This is a genomic window from Micromonospora sp. NPDC048894, assembly GCF_040649765.1.
Lineage (GTDB): Bacteria > Actinomycetota > Actinomycetes > Mycobacteriales > Micromonosporaceae > Micromonospora > Micromonospora antibiotica.
In genome coordinates this window covers 114,993-131,526 of record NZ_JBEZFY010000002.1, presented here as the reverse complement: position 1 = coordinate 131,526, position 16,534 = coordinate 114,993, and the positions used below count along the sequence as shown (strand labels likewise).

Sequence of the window (16,534 nt, the reverse complement as noted above, 5' to 3'; positions counted from 1 at the left end):
GGTGTCCCGGCCATACCGGACCCGGAGCCGGTCGAGTAACCGGTGGTGGCGGGAAACCGGCGTGACACCCACCGGCCGGCGGGGCGAGACTGCGGGCATGGAGTTCGTGCCCGGTCTGGTGCTGTGCCGCCGCTTCCACGACGAGGTCCTCGCGCCGCTGCTGGCGAGCCGACTGCCGGGCCTGCGGTACTCGGCGGGGTTGCTCGACGGCGGTTCGGAGCTGCTGGGTCTGGACACCGAGCGCTCCACCGACCACGACTGGGGCCCCCGGGCGCAGATCTTTCTGGCCGAGCCGGCCGACCTGGCGTCGGTGCGGGCGGCGTTGGTCGACCTGCCGACCCGGTTCCTGGGCCGACCGACCCGGTTCCTCAGCTGGCCGACCGCCCGGCTGGGGGTGCCCGACGCCGCCGGGGACCGTAGCGGGGTCGAGGTGGCGGGCTGGCGGGACTGGCTGCGGGGCCGGCTCGGTTTCGACCCCACCGTCGCGGTCACCACCGACGACTGGCTCGCCACCCCGACCCAGCGGCTGGCCGAACTGACCGCGGGTGCGGTCTTCCACGACGGGCTCGGCGGCGCGGTCGGCGCGGTCCGCGCCCGCCTGGCCTGGTATCCGGACGACGTGTGGCGGCACGTGCTGGCCGCCGGGTGGACCCGGGTGGGGCAGGCCGAGCATCTCGTCGGCCGGTGTGCCGAGGTGGGCGACGCGTTGGGCAGCCGCCTGCTGGCCGCCCGGGTGGCCCACGACCTGATGCGTCTCGGTCTGCTGCTGCACCGGCGCTGGCCGCCGTACGACAAGTGGCTCGGCACCGCGTTCGCCGCGCTGCCGGATGCCGGGCCGGTGGTGGCGGCGCTGGCGGACACCCTCGGGCCGGGCGACTGGCCGCACCGGCAGGCGGGCCTGGTGCGGGCGCTGGAGACGGTCGGTGAGTGGACCAACGCCACCGGGCTGGCCGCGCCGGTCGTCACCACGGCCCGCCCCTTCCACGGGCGGCCCTTCCTGGTGCTCGACGCGCCCCGCCTCGCCGCCGCGCTGCGGGCCGCGGTCGTGGACCCGGCACTGCGGGACCGGCCGCTGCTCGGGGCCGTGGACCAGTACGTCGACAGCGTGGACGTGCTGACCCACCCCGATCGTGCGCGCCGGGTCTGCGCCGTCGTCGCCGGCTGACGGTATCGCCGGGGGGACGTGGCGTCGCCGGGCGGCGGTCTCCGTCGGGGTGGGTCGCGGCCACCGACGGTCGGCCCCGCCGCGTGCGGCGACGCCGACCGTCGGTGGCCAGCCGGGTCAGCCCCGGATCCGGCTGCGGATGAACTCCCCCGACTCGGTCAGCACGGCGGTGCCGGTGAAATCGGTGCCGGCGCAGGTGCCCCGCCGGAACACCGAGTTGCTCTCCGGCCCGTCGGAGAAGCTCCACATCGCATAGCTGATCTTCAGGCTCTTGAGCAGGTCCAGCCAGGTGGTGGCGCTGTCGAGGTCGTTGGGGCCGTCGCCGGTGAAGGTCTGGGTGCCGAACTCGCTGACGAACAGCGGCAGGCTCCGGGCGGCACGGGCCACCGTGGCCCGTTGCAGGTCCCGGTGGGACGCGGCGTAGAAGTGGAAGGTGTACATGATGTTGGCGGCGTCGACCGGGTCGTCCATCACCTCGGTCTCGTCGGCGCCCTCGGAGACGCCGAGCGAGGAGAATCCCCGGGTGCCGACCAGCACCACGCTGTCCGGGTCGGAGGCCCGGATCACCGGGATGACCTGCTCGGCGTAGCTCTTGATGTCGGCCCAGCCGACCCCGTTGGGCTCGTTGGCGATCTCCCAGAGCACGTTGGTCCGGTCGGCGTGCCGGGCGGCGACCTCGGCGAAGAACGACGTGGCCCGGTCCAGGTTGAACCGGGGGTCGCCGGGGGTCAGGATGTGGAAGTCGACCACCACGTAGAGGCCGAGCGCGCTGGCGGTCGCCACGGCCTCGTCGACCTTGCGGGTGAAGCCGGCCGGGTCGGTCTCGAAGCCGCCCTCCTGGACGTACATGGCCACCCGGACGAAGTCGGCCCGCCAGTCGGTGCGCAGCGCGGCCAGCGAGTCCGGGTTGAGGCAGTTCGGGAAGAACTGGAGGCCGTGGCTGCTCATCCCGCGCAGTTGGATCGGCTCGCCGGCCTCGTCGCACAGGTTCACCCCGCACACCCGCAGCCGGCCGTGCACGGCCACCGGGGACCCGGCGGGCGCGCTGGCCGGGCCCGCGGTGGGCCCGTCGGTGGCGGTGGCCGGGGGAGCGGTGGTGCCGGTGGTCGGGTCGGTGGCGACGGGGCCGGCCGTGGCCGGTGGCGCGGGCTCGGTGTCGGCACTCGCGGTGGGGACGGCCAGGGCCGCCCAGCCGGCGACCAGGGCGGCGAGGGCCACCCCGGTCCAGGTCAGTGCTGCGCGTCGGTGCATCGGAATCTCCGGTCGGGCTCGTCGGGACCCGGGGAAGGCATCCGGTGGTACGAGATCGACGCGGCCACGGTTCACCCCGGGACGTGGTCGCGTCCCGACCGCCGGACTGGGCCCTGGCCCAAACGACCGTTAAGCTGACGGGGTGGCGCCCGACGACGGGCAACGGCTCACCACCCTGGAGTTCATCGCGCTATGACTGTCGACCGGATCCTGCCCACCGACGAGGCCCACGACCTGCTCGACCTCGCCACCGAACTCGCCGACCGGGAGCTCGCGCCGAGGGCCGCCGGCTTCGAGGAGCGCGCCGAGTTCCCCCGGGACGTGCTGCGCACCCTGGGCCGGGCGGGCCTGCTGGGCCTGCCCTACGCCGAGGAGCACGGCGGTGCCGCCCAGCCGTACGAGGTGTACCTCCAGGTGCTGGAGATCCTGGCCGGGCGCTGGCTCGCGGTCGCCGAGGCGGTCAGCGTGCACACCCTGTCCTGCTACCCGCTGGCCGAGTTCGGCACCGACGCCCAACGCAAACTGCTGCCGGACCTGGTGGGCGGGGAACTGCTCGGGGCGTACTGCCTCTCCGAGCCGCAGGGGGGCTCGGACGCGGCGTCGCTGACCACCAGGGCGGTCCGCGACGGCGACGACTACCGGGTCACCGGGGTCAAGGCGTGGATCACGCACGCCCGGGTGGCGGACTTCTACAACGTCTTCTGCCGCACCGGCGAGCCGGGCCCGAAGGGCATCTCCTGCCTGTTGGCCGACCGGGACACGCCGGGCATCGTGCCGCAGGCGGCCGAGCGGACCATGGGGCTGCGCTCCTCGCCGGTGGCTCAGGTCGCCTTCGACGACGCCCGGGTGCCGGCCGACCGGCTGATCGGCGGCGAGGGGGCGGGGTTCACCATCGCGATGTCCGCGCTGGACTCGGGGCGGCTCGGCATCGCCGCCTGCGCGGTGGGCCTGGCCCAGGCGGCGCTGGACTACGCCGTCGGTTACGCCCGGGAACGGCAGCAGTTCGGCCGGTCGATCATCGACTTCCAGGGGCTGGGCTTCCTGCTGGCCGACGCGGCCACCCAGATCTCCGCCGCCCGGGCGCTCACCCTGGCCGCCGCCCGGCTGCGCGACGCCGGCCGGCCGTACTCGATCGAGGCGGCCAAGGCGAAGCTGTTCGCCACCGACGTGGCGATGCGGGTGACCACCGACGCGGTGCAGGTGCTCGGCGGGGCCGGTTACGTGTCCGACCATCCGGTCGAGCGGTACATGCGCGAGGCGAAGGTGCTCCAGATCGTCGAGGGCACCAACCAGATCCAACGGCTGGTGATCTCCCGGGCGTTGGCGAGGGACTAGCCTGTGCCGGTGACCTTTCCCCGGATCACCATCGACCCCGAGGTGATGGGTGGCGCACCCTGCGTGCGGCAGTCCCGGATCCCGGTGGCGACCCTGCTGGCGATGATGGCGGAGGGGATGTCGGTGACGGACATCCTCACCGATCTGCCCTTCCTCGACGAGGACGATCTGGCCGAGGTGTTGAACTTCGCCGCGGACGCGGTGCGCGACCGGGCGGCCCGCTGAGCGTCATCTCCGGCGGGACGTCGTCGCCAGGGGAGCGCTCCACCGGGTAGGTTGCACGCGTGGAGGAGATCGACCGTGCCATCGTCGCCGCGCTGACCGCCGACGGCCGTCTGTCGTACACGGATCTGGCGGAGCGGGTCGGCCTGTCGGTCTCGGCCGTGCACCAGCGGGTCCGCCGGCTGGAACAGCGCGGCGTGATCAACGGGTACACCGCCCGGGTGTCGTTCGAGGCGCTGGACCTGCCGATGACGGCGTTCGTGGCGATCCGGCCGTTCGACCCGTCCCAACCGGACGACGCGCCGGAGCGGCTGGCCCACCTGCCCGAGATCGACTCCTGCTACTCGGTGGCGGGGGAGGACTTCTACCTGCTGCTGGTGCGGGTGGCCGGGCCGGCCGACCTGGAACGGGTGCTCCAGGAGATCCGCACCGCGGCGAACGTCACCACCCGCACGACGGTGGTGCTGTCGACGCCGTACGAGGGGCGACCGCCGAAGATCACCGTCGGCGAGTTGCGGCCCCGGGCCCGGGGTGGCGCGGAGGCGTCGGCCTGACACCCTCCGGTGGGTGCGCCGTCGGTGGGTGGCGTGACGCGGGGCCCGCTCAGCGGCCGTTCCAGCGCAGGAGCACCGGTCGGCCGTGTTCGTGGCCGAGCGCGCTGACGGTGGCGGTGTCCAGGCGGAGTTTGCCGCCGCCGGATGGGGGCAGCCCGATCCACCGGGCGCCGACCACCCGCAGCTGGTGGGCGTGCCCGACCAGGCCCACGTTGCCCCGCTCCAGCAGGGGAGTGAGCCGGGCGAGCAGCCGGTCGACCCGGGCGCCGATCTCGTCGGGGGCCTCCCCGTCGGGGCAGCCGTCGGTCCAGATGTCCCAGTCCGGCCGGTCGGTGTGGATGTCGGCGGTGGTGCGGCCCTCGTACCGGCCGTAGTTCCACTCCACGAGGTCGTCGTCGGTGTGGTCGACGGTGAGGCCGGCGAGCTGCGCGGTGCGCAGCGCCCGCCGCCGGGGGCTGGCGAGCACGGTGGCGAGGCGCTGGCCGGTCAGCACCCCGGCCAGCGCGCGGGCCTGCCGCTCGCCGTCGGGGGTCAGCTCCAGGTCGGTGTACGAGGTGTGCCGCCGGCTGGCGCTCCACGTCGTCTCGCCGTGCCGGATCAGGATGATCTCGCTCATCCCCCCAGTCAACCAGCATTCGCCGGGCCCGGCCCGGCTCCGCCCGCAGTTCCCGGCGCGGAGACACCGGTCCGTTTGCCGGTTTCCGCCACCGCCACCGCCACCGGGGCCGCCACCGGGACCGGGACCGGGACCGTGCCGTCGTTCTGCGGGGTTCCCACCTGCGGCGGGAGTGGATCGTCACCCCGCCGGTCGGGTGAGTCTGGCGGCGACGGCGTCGAGGACCCAGTCCAGGCCGGTGGCGAAGGAGACCTCGGCGGCCACCTCGGTGCCGTCGTGCACGGCCCTGCTCAGCGCCGGGAAACGGCCGGTGGCCAACATCTTCGTCACGTGCGGGCCGCAGGCACGCTGCCACTCGCGCTTGGACAGGCCGGTGGCGCGTTCGGCCCGCAGGTCGGCGACCTCGCGCCTGATCGCGCCGGTGAAGTAGGCGCTGACCGTCTCCACGGCGCGCATGACGGTGTCGACGTCGGCGAGGCCGTCGAGGGCGGCCAGCGTGGCTTCGGTGACGGCGAGGCCGTTCGGGCCCAGGGCCGGGCGGCCGCCGAGCAGGTCCGCCAGCCATTCGTGCCGCAGCGCGGCCTGTCTGGTGCGGTGGGCGAGGCCGCGCAACGCCTCCCGCCAGTCACCGGGTCGCTCCCCGGGGAGGATCTCGGCGTACACCTCGTCCACCATGAGGTCGAACAGTTGGTCCTTGGTGGAGATGTGGCCGTACAGCCGCATCGGGCCGGCGTTCAGTCGGGCGGCGACCTTACGCACCGACACCGCCGCCAGCCCGCCCTCGTCGGCCAGCGCGATGGCGGCGGCGATGATCTGCCCCCGGTCGAGCGGTACGGGGGGGTTCGGCGGGGCGGGCCGGTCCCAGACACTCATGATCACTCCCTGTCGTTGCGCTGAATTGTAGGGGAGCTATACGGTGTATCGCCATGAGACATCGTATTGCTGTGGTCGGGGGTGGCCCGGCGGGTCTGACCTTCGCCCGGGTCCTGCACCGCCACGGCCACCCCGTCGCCGTCCTCGAACGTGATCCCTCGCCCGACTCCCGCCCTCCGGGCGGCACGCTGGACCTGCACGAGGGGCTGGGGCAGCGGGCCCTGGACAAGGCGGGGTTGCTGGCGGAGTTCGAGGCGCTGTCCCGTCCCGAAGGACAGGCCATGCGCATCCTGGACGCCGCGGGGACCGTGCTGCGGGACTGGAAACCCGCCCCGGACGAGCGGGCCAATCCGGAGATCGACCGCGGGCAACTCCGCGATCTGCTGCTCGGCTCTCTGGACGTGCGGTGGGGGCGGGAGGTGACGCGGGTGGTGCCGGGGGCGGGGGAGGGCGTCCTGGTGCATTTCGCGGACGGGCCGCCGGAGGCGTTCGATCTCGTGGTGGGCGCCGACGGCGCCTGGTCCCGGGTCCGTCCGGCGGTCTCGTCGGTGACGCCGCAGTACACCGGCGTCACCTCGGTCGAGACCTCCCTCGACGACGTCGACACCCGCCACCCTGACCTCGCCCGGCTCATCGGTGAGGGTTCGGTGTCCGTGTACGGCGTGAACCGGTCTCTCGTCGCCCAACGCAACAGCGGCGGTCACGTCAAGGTGTACGCCAGGCTCCGCGCGCCGCTGGACTGGCACGCGCACCTGGACCTGGCCGATGTCGAGGCCACCCGGTCGGGTCTGCTGGCGCTGTTCGACGGCTGGGCCGCTCCCGTGCGCGACCTGCTCGGCCACGGCACCGCCTTCGCCCACCGACCCGTGTACGTCCTACCCGCGTCCCACACCTGGGACCATGTCCGGGGGGTGACGCTACTGGGCGACGCCGCCCACCTGATGCCACCGTTGGGGGCGGGCGCGAACCTCGCGATGCTGGACGGTGCCGAGCTCGCGGAGGCCATCGCCGCCGACCCGGAGAATCTGGACGAGGCGGTCCGCGCCTTCGAGGAACGGATGTGGGCCCGGGCCGCCACCTGGTCGAGGATCACGACGGCCGGTCTGGAACGCCTGGTGAGCCCGGACCCCGCCGAAGCCCTCGCCCTCTTCGACCAGGTCCAGCCCTCCTGACCACCGGCAGCAGACCACCGCTTGCCGCCTATTGTCCTAGGATGGCCTACCGGTGGTGTGCCCCGGCACACCACGAACATCAGCGCCCACGGCGCAAATCCGTTTCGAGCCGGACAGAGCGGGGACGCCACGGGTGCGGGGCATCGGCCCCGTGACCGCCGGAGCGACAGGAGGCGACATGAGCTTCACCGACAAGGCGAAGAACAAGGCCCAGGAGCTGACCGGCGCCGCGAAGGAACGGATCGGCGACGTCACCGACAACGAGCGGATGCGCGCCGAGGGTGCCACCGAGCAGAGCGAGGCGCGCGCCCGGCAGGCCGGTGAGCACGTCAAGGACGCCGGTCGCGACGCCCGGGACGCCATGCGCTGAGCGGATCACCATCCGGACAGCCCCCTGAGCATGCTCAGGGGGCTGTCCGGGTTAGCGTGCGGGCATGGTGGTCGCCCGGTCGTTGGTGTTGTTCGTCCTGGCCGCGCTCGCCGAGATCGGTGGGGCGTGGCTGATCTGGCAGGGCTGGCGGGAGCACCGGGGGCTGTGGTGGATCGCCGCCGGGGTGCTCGCGTTGGGCGTGTACGGCTTCGTGGCGACCTTCCAGCCGGATGCGAACTTCGGCCGGATCCTGGCCGCGTACGGCGGGGTGTTCGTGGCGGGATCGCTGGCGTGGGGGGTGCTGGTGGACGGTTTCCGGCCGGACCGGTGGGACCTGACGGGCGCGGCGATCTGCCTGCTCGGCGTCGCTGTGATCATGTACGCCCCGCGCGGGGTGTGACGCGCGCCGCCCCCGGGACCGGTCGGGTCGTCGGGGGCGGCGGGGTGGGTGTGTCGTGGGGTCAGTCGTCGCGGTGTGCGGCCCACCACTGCTGGCCGGCCTCGGGGAGGGTGTCGATCGGGTCGTAGTAGGCGTAGCGCTTGTTGAGCGCCTCCAGGTCGGCCGACTCGATGGAGGTGCGGTAGTTCTTCGTCCAGTAGGAGATGCCGCGTTCCCGGTCGTACTCGGTGAGCATGTGCACCCAGCGCTTGCCGACGAAGGGCACGTCGCAGACGATCCGGGGGGTGGCGTAGCCGGGCAGGTAGCCCATGATGTCGTGTTGGAGCTGCTGGGCGTGCCAGACCGGGACCCGCCAGTGTTCGGCGTTGGGGATCATGTCGCACATGTAGAAGTAGTACGGCAGGATGCCGGCCTCGCCCTGCAGGGCGAAGCACAGGTCGAGCAGGTCGGGGGTGGTGGCGTTGACGCCGCGCATGAGTACGCCCTGGTTGCGCACGTCGCGGACGCCGACGTCGAGGGCGGTCTGGGTGGCCTTCGCGACCAGCGGGGTGATCGACTGGGCGTGGTTGACGTGGGTGTGGATGGCCAGGTTGACGCCGCGGCGGGCGGCGGTGCGGGCGACCCGTTCCAGGCCCTCGACGACGTCGTTCTGGAGCCAGTGCTGGGGCAGGCCCATGAGGGCCTTGGTGGCGAGCCGGATGTCGCGGACGGTTTCGAGTTCGAGCAGCCGCATGAGGTACGACTCAAGGTTGCGCCACGGGACGTTGGCCACGTCGCCGCCGGAGACGACCACGTCGCGGACGCCGGGGTGGGCCTTGAGGTAGCTGATGTGGGCGTCGTAGCGGTCGACGGGCTTGAGGGTGAGCTTGAGTTTGTCGACGGCGGGGGTGGAGTTGCCGACCAGGTCCATCCGGGTGCAGTGTCCGCAGTACTGGGGGCAGGTGGAGAGCAGTTCGGCGAGGACCTTGGTGGGGTAGCGGTGGGTGAGACCCTCGGCGACCCACATGTCGTGTTCGTGCAGTGAGTCACGGCTGGCGTAGGGGTGTGACGGCCAGTCGGTGCGCCGGTCGGCGGCGACGGGGATCATGTAGCGGCGGATCGGGTCGGCGCGGAACGCCTCGGTGGTCATCGGGGCGAACGGCACCATCGTGTTGATCATCTGGGGTGGCACCAGCATCGACATGGTGGCCAGGGCCTGCTGGTCGGCGGCGAGGTCGGTGTAGAAGGTCTCGTCGACGGTGTCGCCGAGGACGGCGCGCAGCTGCTTGATGTTCTTGACGCAGTTGACGCGTTGCCACTGGGCGTTCTCCCACTGCTCGCGGGTGACGTGACGCCAGCCGGGGAAGCGGGTCCAGTCGGGCTCGACCAGGGGGCTGCGGCGGTATTCGTAGGGCTGGCCGGCGGTCGGTGCGGCGACCGGGGCGGGGCGGGGCCCAGGGATGGTCGCCATCGGTTGGGTCTGGGTCACGGCCCCTCCTCGTGGTGTGCGTGGCCGGGGTGGCCGGCGGGTGCGAGCCGGGTGGCCGGCGGTTGATGATCGGTAGATCCGAAGGCTACTGGAAAATATCCGGCGAAGAAATTAGTCTGCCGTAAGTTTTCCCGCGATGCGAGTCCTGGTCGGGGCTTCGGGCGGTTGAGGGGGGAGGTTGGTGTGACGTCACCGGTGGGCCTGCACCGTGTCGTGGAGCCGGCGGGGGTGCTGCCGCAGGCGGCCTGGCGGCTGGACGCCGACCCCCGGATCGCCCCGAACGAGGTGCGCATCCGGGTCGAGCGGTTGAATCTCGACGCGGCGAGTTTCCGGCAGTTGGCGCAGAAGCACGACGGGGACGGGGAGAAGATCCGCGCCGAGGTGCTGGAGATCGTGTCGACCCGGGGCAAGATGCAGAATCCGGTGACCGGGTCGGGCGGGATGCTGATCGGCACCGTGGAGGAGGTCGGCCGTCGGTCGCCGTTGGGGTTGGCGGTGGGTGACCGGGTGGCGACGCTGGTGTCGTTGACGTTGACGCCGTTGACGATCCTCGACGGGTTGGCCCGCTGGGACGGGCGCAGCGAGCAGGTGCCGTGTGACGGGTACGCGATCCTGTTCGCCCGGTCGATCGCGGCGGTGCTGCCGGGGGACCTGCATCCGGAGTTGGCGTTGGCGGTGCTGGACGTGTGTGGGGCGCCGGCGTTGACGGCCCGGGTGGTCGCTGAGCAGGTGGCGCGGCGGGAACGCGCCGGTGACGGGTCGGCGGTGACGGTGGCGGTGATCGGTGGGGGCGGTAAGAGCGGGTCGTTGTCGTTGGCGGCGGCGCGGCGGGCGGGTGCGGGTCGTACCGTGGGGGTGGTGCCGGTGGCGGCGGAGCGGGATGCGCTGGTGGCGGCTGGTCTGGCGTCGGTGGTGGCGTTGGCTGATGCCCGGGATCCGGTGGGGTTGTCGTCGGCGGTGACGACGGCGTTGGGTGGGCCGGCGGACGTGACGGTGGTGTGCGTGGACGTGCCGGGGTGTGAGCACGGTGCGGTGTTGGCCACGGCGGACGGCGGCACGGTGGTCTTCTTCTCGATGGCGACGAGTTTCGCGGCGGCGGCGTTGGGTGCGGAGGGGTTGGCGGCGGACGTGACGATGCTGGTGGGTAACGGGTTCGTGCCGGGGCACGCGGATCTGGCGTTGGGGTTGTTGCGGTCGGAGCCGGGGGTACGTGGTCTCTTCGAGTCCCGGTTGGCGGCAGACTGAGTGCCATGACGAACCCCTCGACGTTGTATCGCGGTGGAGTGCTGCACTGTCCGGCGGAGCCGAGCGCGACGGCGCTGTTGGTGCGGGACGGGCGGATCGCCTGGTTGGGTGGTGCGGCGGATGCGCCGGCCGCCGATCGGGTGGTGGAGCTGGACGGGGCGTTGGTGACGCCGGCGTTCGTGGACGCGCACGTGCACGCGACGGATACCGGGCTGGTGTTGTCGGGTCTGGAGCTGTCGTCGGTGCGGTCGGCGGGGGAGTTGCTGGCGGCGGTGTCGGCGTTCGCGGCGGGTCTGCCGGGTGACGCGGTGGTGTTGGGACACGGTTGGGACGAGTCGGCGTGGGGGGATCCGCGGCTGCCGGATGCGGTGGAGCTGGATCGGGCGGCGGGTGGCCGGCGGGTGTACCTGTCGCAGGCGTCGATCCATTCGGCGTTGGTGTCGCAGGCGTTGCTGGCGGCGTGTCCGCAGGCGGCGGTGGTGCCGGGTTTCGATGCGTCGGGGTGGTTGCGGCGCGACGCGCACCATGTGGTGCGGGCGGCGGCGCTGGGTTCGGTGGGTCGGGCGCAGCGGGTGGCGGCGCAGCGGGTGGCGTTGGCGCATGCGGCGTCGTTGGGGATCGCGGCGGTGCACGAGTGTGGTGGTCCGCAGATTTCCGACGAGGAGGACTTCACCGGGTTGTTGGCGTTGTCGGGGGCGGGGTTGCCGGAGGTGTACGGGTACTGGGGTGAGTTGTCGGGGGCGGCGCGGGCGCGGGAGTTGGGTGCGGTGGGTGCGGGTGGTGATCTGTTCGCGGACGGGGCGTTGGGGTCGCGGACGGCGCACGTGTCGCGGGATTACCTCGACGGTGAGGGTTGCGGTCACGGTTATCTGAGTGCCGGTCAGGTTCGTGATCATTTGGTGGATTGTGCGGCGCACGGGATGCAGGGCGGGTTCCATGCGATCGGTGATGCGGCGATCTCGACGGTGTTGGAGGGGTTCGCGGGGGCGGCGGCGGTGTTGGGCACGGACCGGGTGCGGGCGGCGCGGCACCGGGTGGAGCATGCGGAGATCATGAGCAAGCGGTTGATCGCGGGGTTCGTGGAGTACGGGGTGGTGGCGAGTATGCAGCCGGCGTTCGACCGGTTGTGGGGTGGTGCGGGTCGGATGTATGAGTCGCGGTTGGGTCTGGCCCGGTCGTTGGAGTCGAATCCGATGGGGGCGATGCACGCGGTGGGGGTGGCGTTGGCGTTCGGGTCGGATTCGCCGGTGACGCCGTTGGATCCGTGGGGTTCGGTGCGGGCGGCGGCGGCGCATCACAGTGCGTCGCAGCGGATGAGTGTGCGGGCGGCGTTCGCGGCGCACACCCGGGGCGGGTGGCGGGCGGTGCATCTGGACAACGAGGGGGTGATCGCGTTGGGTGCGCCGGCGACGTTCGCGGTGTGGTCGAGTCCGGCGGGGGTGGAGCGGGGGTTGCCGGTGGTGCAGGCCGAGGATCCTGAGTTGCGGGGTCCGGCGGATCCGACGCCGTTGCCGGTGTGTCGGCGCACGGTGTTGCGTGGTGAGGTCATCTATGAGGAAGGCGTTTCGTGAGCGAGCGATCCATCGGTACGGCGCGGCAGGGCGGGTCGGGCAAGCTTGGTCTTGATCCGGTGTTGGTGGGTCGGGCGCGGGAGTTGGCGCGTCGGGCCGGGCAGCCGGTGGTGGATCTGGCGCGGAGTCACACGACGGTGTCGGTGGAGCGGGCGGTGTTGCGGCTGGCGGGGGTGTCGGGGGCGGATCCGGACGGTATTCCGTGGGTGAACCGGTTGGTCGATGCGGTGGTGGCGGATGTGGGGCTGGGGCACGGGGTGGCGTTGCCGGTGTTCGACGCGTTGGCGCGGGAGGGTGTCGACGATGTGACGGTGTTGGCGCAGGAGGCGGCAGCGGGGTCGGTGCGGTTCGTGGTGCCGTCGGGGAGGGCGGCGACGGCGGCGCGGCGGGTGTCGCGGCGGGCGGTGGCGGCGGGGGTGCGGCGGGTTGATCGGCGGCGGGTGGAGCGGGAGCGTCTGGTCAGGCGGTACGGGGATCCGGTGCGGCGGCCGTGGATCTATCTGATCGTGGCGACCGGGGACATCTATGAGGACATTCCGCAGGCGCAGGCGGCGGCGCGGGCGGGTGCGGATGTGATCGCGGTGATCCGGTCGACGGGGCAGTCGTTGTTGGACTATGTGCCGGAGGGGGCGACCCGGGAGGGTTTCGCGGGGACGTATGCGACGCAGGAGAACTTCCGGTTGATGCGGGCGGCGTTGGATGAGACGTCGAAGGAGTTGGGTCGGTATGTGCGGTTGACGAATTATGCGTCTGGTTTGTGTATGCCGGAGATGGCGACGTTGGCGGGTCTGGAACGGCTGGACATGATGCTCAACGATTCGATGTACGGGATTTTGTTCCGGGACATCAATCCGATCCGGACGTTCGTGGACCAGCGGTTTTCGCGGCAGGTGCACGCGCGGGCGGGGATCATCATCAACACCGGTGAGGACAACTATCTGACCACGGCGGATGCGGTGGACGAGGCGCACACGGTGACGGTGTCGCAGTTGCTCAACGAGTTCTTCGCGCATGAGGCGGGGTTGGCGGACTGGCAGTTGGGGTTGGGGCACGCGTTCGAGATCAATCCGGATGTGCCGGAGTCGTTCCGGTTGGAGTTGGCGCATGCGTTGTTGGCGCGGGAGTTGTTTCCGGATGCGCCGTTGAAGTGGATGCCGCCGACGAAGCACATGACGGGTGACGTGTTCCGGGGGAACCTGTTGGACGGGTTCTTCAATCTGGTGGGCACGATGACGGGGCAGGGGATCCTGTTGGTGGGGATGATGACGGAGGCGGTGGTGACGCCGTGGTTGTCGGATCGGGACATCGCGTTGCAGAACGTGCGGTACGTGTTGGGTGCGGCGGGTGGGTTGCACGAGGATTTCGTGCCGGCGCCGGGTGGGTTCATCCAGCAGCGGGCGAACCGGGTGTTGGGTGAGGCGGTGCAGTTGTTGGAGCGGATCGGGGACCAGTCGTTGTTGACGGCGATCGCCGAGGGCACGTTCGGCATCATGAAGCGCCCGGCGGACCGGGGTAAGGGGTTGGCGGGGGTGGCGCGGCACGAGGCCGGCTACTACAACCCGGCGACGGAGATCCTGGAGCAGCCGGCATGAGTGAGCGCACCGAACGCAGTGCGGGCCGCGAGAGCATGCCCAGCGGGAACGGCATGAGTGAGCGCACCGAACGCAGTGAGGGCCGCGAGAGCATGCCCGGCGGGAACGGCACGGGTGTCGTGGGGGCTGGCGCGGTCGCCGGGAAGCGGGTCGTGCGGCCGTACGGGGACACCACCGGTGACGGGATGGTGCAGGTGTCGTTCACGTTGCCGGTGCCGCACGACAAGCGGGCCGAGGGTGCGGCGGTGCAGTTGGCGAACCGGATGGGTATCGATCCGGCGATGCTGGTGCACGCGAAGCCGATGAGTGACGGGTTCACGTTCTTCGTGGTGTACGGGCGGGTGAACCACCTGGTGGATCTGGATCAGGTGCAGGTGGTGGAGCGGGACTTTCCGTTGCTGGGCGCCAAGGAGGTCAACGCGGTGGTGAAGCAGCGGTTGCGTCGGAAGTTGTCGGTGGTGGGGGCGTGTATCGGCACGGATGCGCACACGGTGGGTATCGACGCGATCCTGAATGTGAAGGGTATCGCCGGGGAGAAGGGGCTGGAGTATTACCGGGAGTTGAAGGTGACCAATCTGGGTGCGCAGGTGAGTGTGCCGGAGTTGGTGGAGGCGGCGCGGCGGGAGCGGGCGGATGCGGTGTTGGTGTCGCAGGTGGTGACGCAGCGGGATGCGCATCTGCACAACACGCGGGAGATGTCGGCGGCGTTCCGGGAGGCGTTGCCGGCGGGTAAGCGGCCGTTGCTGATCGTGGGTGGGCCGCGGTTCGACGAGACGATGACCGCGGAGTTGGGGGTGGACCGGATCTTCGGTCGGGGCACCACGCCGGGTGAGGTGGCGTCGTATCTGGTGCACGCGTTGGTGACGAGCAGGAAGGCGGGGGCATGAGCGATTCGCGGGTCGGGTTGACGGTGACGCATCGGCGGTATGTGCCGTATTCGCACGCCCATTACGCGGGGAACCTGGTGGACGGGGCGTACACGTTGGGGTTGTTCGGGGACGTGGCGACGGAGGTGTGTATCCGTACCGATGGTGACGAGGGGTTGTTCGCGTCGTACGCGGATGTGCAGTTCCTGGCGGCGGTGCGGGCGGGTGACGTGCTGGAGGTGACGGCGACGGTGGTGCGGGTGGGTACCCGCAGCCGGACGGTCGATTTCGTGGCGCGGGTGGTGTGTCGGGGGCGGCCGGAGCGGGGTGGGTCGGCGGCGGAGGTGTTGGCGGAGCCGGTCGTGGCGGTGACGGCGACGGGCACCGTGGTCGTTCCCGGGGCGGCGTGAGTCTGGCGGTCTGCGCCGACGTCGGGTCGACCTGGACGAAGGCGGCGGTGGTGGACCTGGCCGTGGGGCGGTTGGTGGGGGCGGCGTCGGCGCCGACGACGGTCGGTACGGACGTGCTGCACGGGTTGGACGCGGCGGTGGGTGCGGCGGTCGACGGGGCCGGCGCGGGGCGTGCGGGTGCTCTGCCGTGGTACGTGTGTTCGTCGGCGGGTGGTGGGTTGCGGTTGGCGGTGGTGGGTTACGAGCCGTTGGTGACGGCGCAGGCGGGTCGGCGGGTGGGGTTGTCGGCGGGGGCGAACGTGGTGCACGTGGCGGCGGGCCGGTTGGCGGCGGCGGAGCTGGCGGCGGTGCGGGCGGCCCGGCCGGATGTGGTGTTGCTGGTCGGTGGCACCGACGGTGGGGACGTCGACACGGTGACGCACAACGCGACGCGGTTGGCGCGGGCCCGGTGGCGGGTGCCGGTGGTGTTGGCCGGCAACGTGGACGTGCGGGAGGGGTTGCGGGAGGTGTTGGCGGCGGCGGGGGTGCCGGTGACGGTGGCGGACAACGTGTTGCCCCGGATCGGGGTGTTGGCGCCGGCGTCGGCGCGGGCGGCGATCCGGGAGGTGTTCCTGCGGCACGTCATCGGGGGTAAGCGGTTGTCGCGGGGGTCCCGGTTCGCCCGGTTGGTGCGGGCGGCGACCCCGGATGCGGTGTTGACCGGGGTGGAGGTCCTCGCCGACGTGGTGGGGGGTGATCTGGCGGTGGTGGACGTGGGTGGGGCGACGACCGACGTGTATTCGGTGTTGACGCCGGACGAGCGGGCCGGTGGGCCGGGTCGGGAGGTGGCTGGGGCGTTGTGGCGGGCCCGCACCGTGGAGGGTGACCTGGGGATGCGGTGGAGCGCGCCGGGGGTGGTCCGGGCGGCGGTGCAGGAACGGTTGCTCGATGCGGTCGGGCAGGAGGAGTTGGCGGCGGCGGCGGCGGTGCGGGCGGCTGATCCGGGGTTCCTGCCGGTTGATGCGGCGGGTCGGGCGGTGGACGGGCGGATCGCGGTGTTGGCGGCGACGGTGGCGTTGCGGCGGCATGCCCGGGGTGCGGCGACGGGGGAGCGGGCGGGTCGGGATCTGCGGGATGTGCGGCTGCTGGTGGGTTCCGGTGGTGTGCTGCGTCACGCGTCGGCCGGTGCCGGGGTGGGGGTGTTGGCGCAGGTGCTCGTGGATCGTGCGGGTGGGTGGCCGTTGCCGCGGGCGGCGCGGCCGGTGGTGGATGTGGATTATGTGCTGGCCGCCGGGGGGTTGTTGGCGGGGGAGCATCCGGTGGCGGCGGCGGCTTTGTTGCGTCGGCATCTCGGTGGGGATTGAGACCCGCCGACGCGACACGCCGGGTTGGTGGACGTGACTGGCCGGTGGTGGGTTGACAGCGGCGGGGGTGTAGGCCGTACC

General features: G+C 71.9%; 17 protein-coding genes. 13 read left to right on the top strand and 4 right to left on the bottom strand.

The features are described from left to right. Window positions 1-97 precede the first annotated feature (97 nt). Entirely contained in the window at window positions 98-1,165 is a 1,068-nt protein-coding gene (locus AB0C22_RS04535; RefSeq protein WP_219461959.1) for a DUF4037 domain-containing protein, read from the top strand. Window positions 1,166-1,282: 117 nt separating this feature from the next. Here AB0C22_RS04535 and AB0C22_RS04530 read toward each other — a convergent pair whose 3' ends face one another. After that, on the bottom strand, window positions 1,283-2,416 hold the full coding sequence (locus tag AB0C22_RS04530; protein ID WP_357533467.1) for a glycoside hydrolase family 5 protein: 1,134 nt from the start codon (window positions 2,414-2,416) through the stop codon (window positions 1,283-1,285). Window positions 2,417-2,608: 192 nt separating this feature from the next. On the opposite strand from AB0C22_RS04530, the gene AB0C22_RS04525 reads away from it, so the two are divergent. From AB0C22_RS04525 to AB0C22_RS04515, 3 genes are read left to right on the top strand one after another with little or no spacing between them, the layout of a single operon-like run. Then, the gene (locus tag AB0C22_RS04525) at window positions 2,609-3,751 is read left to right on the top strand and encodes an acyl-CoA dehydrogenase family protein (protein ID WP_219461965.1); all 1,143 of its coding nucleotides are present in this window, start codon (window positions 2,609-2,611) and stop codon (window positions 3,749-3,751) included. 9 nt (window positions 3,752-3,760) lie between these two features. Next, complete coding sequence (locus tag AB0C22_RS04520) at window positions 3,761-3,976, top strand: DUF433 domain-containing protein (RefSeq protein ID WP_208565968.1); 216 nt, start codon at window positions 3,761-3,763, stop codon at window positions 3,974-3,976. A 59-nt stretch (window positions 3,977-4,035) separates the two neighbouring features. Further along, window positions 4,036-4,527: an Lrp/AsnC family transcriptional regulator gene (locus AB0C22_RS04515; protein ID WP_208565967.1), complete on the top strand. Its 492-nt coding sequence runs from the start codon at window positions 4,036-4,038 to the stop codon at window positions 4,525-4,527. Between the two features lie 49 nt (window positions 4,528-4,576). Here AB0C22_RS04515 and AB0C22_RS04510 read toward each other — a convergent pair whose 3' ends face one another. Both AB0C22_RS04510 and AB0C22_RS04505 read right to left on the bottom strand, forming a co-directional pair. Further along, a complete protein-coding gene (locus AB0C22_RS04510; protein ID WP_357533466.1) occupies window positions 4,577-5,143 on the bottom strand; it encodes a histidine phosphatase family protein in 567 nt (188 codons plus the stop codon). 180 nt (window positions 5,144-5,323) lie between these two features. Then, the gene (locus AB0C22_RS04505; RefSeq protein WP_219461968.1) at window positions 5,324-6,016 is read right to left on the bottom strand and encodes a TetR/AcrR family transcriptional regulator C-terminal domain-containing protein; all 693 of its coding nucleotides are present in this window, start codon (window positions 6,014-6,016) and stop codon (window positions 5,324-5,326) included. Between the two features lie 53 nt (window positions 6,017-6,069). Here AB0C22_RS04505 and AB0C22_RS04500 point away from each other — a divergent pair, with 53 nt between their 5' ends. From AB0C22_RS04500 to AB0C22_RS04490, 3 genes are all read left to right on the top strand, one after another. Next, window positions 6,070-7,188: an NAD(P)/FAD-dependent oxidoreductase gene (locus AB0C22_RS04500; protein WP_219461969.1), complete on the top strand. Its 1,119-nt coding sequence runs from the start codon at window positions 6,070-6,072 to the stop codon at window positions 7,186-7,188. A 178-nt stretch (window positions 7,189-7,366) separates the two neighbouring features. Further along, window positions 7,367-7,558, top strand: coding sequence for a CsbD family protein (locus AB0C22_RS04495; RefSeq protein ID WP_219461971.1), 192 nt, complete (start codon window positions 7,367-7,369; stop codon window positions 7,556-7,558). Between the two features lie 64 nt (window positions 7,559-7,622). Further along, complete coding sequence (locus tag AB0C22_RS04490; RefSeq protein ID WP_219461973.1) at window positions 7,623-7,958, top strand: YnfA family protein; 336 nt, start codon at window positions 7,623-7,625, stop codon at window positions 7,956-7,958. Window positions 7,959-8,019: 61 nt separating this feature from the next. Here AB0C22_RS04490 and AB0C22_RS04485 read toward each other — a convergent pair whose 3' ends face one another. Continuing rightward, complete coding sequence (locus AB0C22_RS04485; RefSeq protein ID WP_219469975.1) at window positions 8,020-9,408, bottom strand: lysine 2,3-aminomutase; 1,389 nt, start codon at window positions 9,406-9,408, stop codon at window positions 8,020-8,022. Between the two features lie 213 nt (window positions 9,409-9,621). Here AB0C22_RS04485 and AB0C22_RS04480 point away from each other — a divergent pair, with 213 nt between their 5' ends. The 6 genes from AB0C22_RS04480 (at window position 9,622) to AB0C22_RS04455 (ending at window position 16,453) form a co-directional block, all read left to right on the top strand. After that, entirely contained in the window at window positions 9,622-10,671 is a 1,050-nt protein-coding gene (locus tag AB0C22_RS04480) for a zinc-binding alcohol dehydrogenase (protein ID WP_357534017.1), read from the top strand. A 5-nt stretch (window positions 10,672-10,676) separates the two neighbouring features. Beyond that, window positions 10,677-12,242 carry an amidohydrolase family protein gene (locus tag AB0C22_RS04475; RefSeq protein ID WP_357533465.1) on the top strand — a complete coding sequence of 522 codons (1,566 nt, stop codon included), beginning with the start codon at window positions 10,677-10,679 and terminating at the stop codon, window positions 12,240-12,242. Then, window positions 12,239-13,834: a lysine 5,6-aminomutase subunit alpha gene (locus AB0C22_RS04470; protein WP_307799036.1), complete on the top strand. Its 1,596-nt coding sequence runs from the start codon at window positions 12,239-12,241 to the stop codon at window positions 13,832-13,834. The genes AB0C22_RS04475 and AB0C22_RS04470 overlap by 4 nt, the downstream gene beginning before the upstream one ends. A gap of 92 nt (window positions 13,835-13,926) precedes the next feature. Then, complete coding sequence (locus AB0C22_RS04465) at window positions 13,927-14,721, top strand: OAM dimerization domain-containing protein (protein ID WP_208566444.1); 795 nt, start codon at window positions 13,927-13,929, stop codon at window positions 14,719-14,721. After that, entirely contained in the window at window positions 14,718-15,110 is a 393-nt protein-coding gene (locus AB0C22_RS04460; protein WP_208565960.1) for a hotdog domain-containing protein, read from the top strand. Before AB0C22_RS04465 ends, AB0C22_RS04460 begins: the two co-directional genes overlap by 4 nt. Then, window positions 15,107-16,453, top strand: a complete 1,347-nt coding sequence (locus tag AB0C22_RS04455; RefSeq protein WP_219461977.1) for a glutamate mutase L — start codon at window positions 15,107-15,109, stop codon at window positions 16,451-16,453. Before AB0C22_RS04460 ends, AB0C22_RS04455 begins: the two co-directional genes overlap by 4 nt. Window positions 16,454-16,534 lie beyond the last annotated feature (81 nt).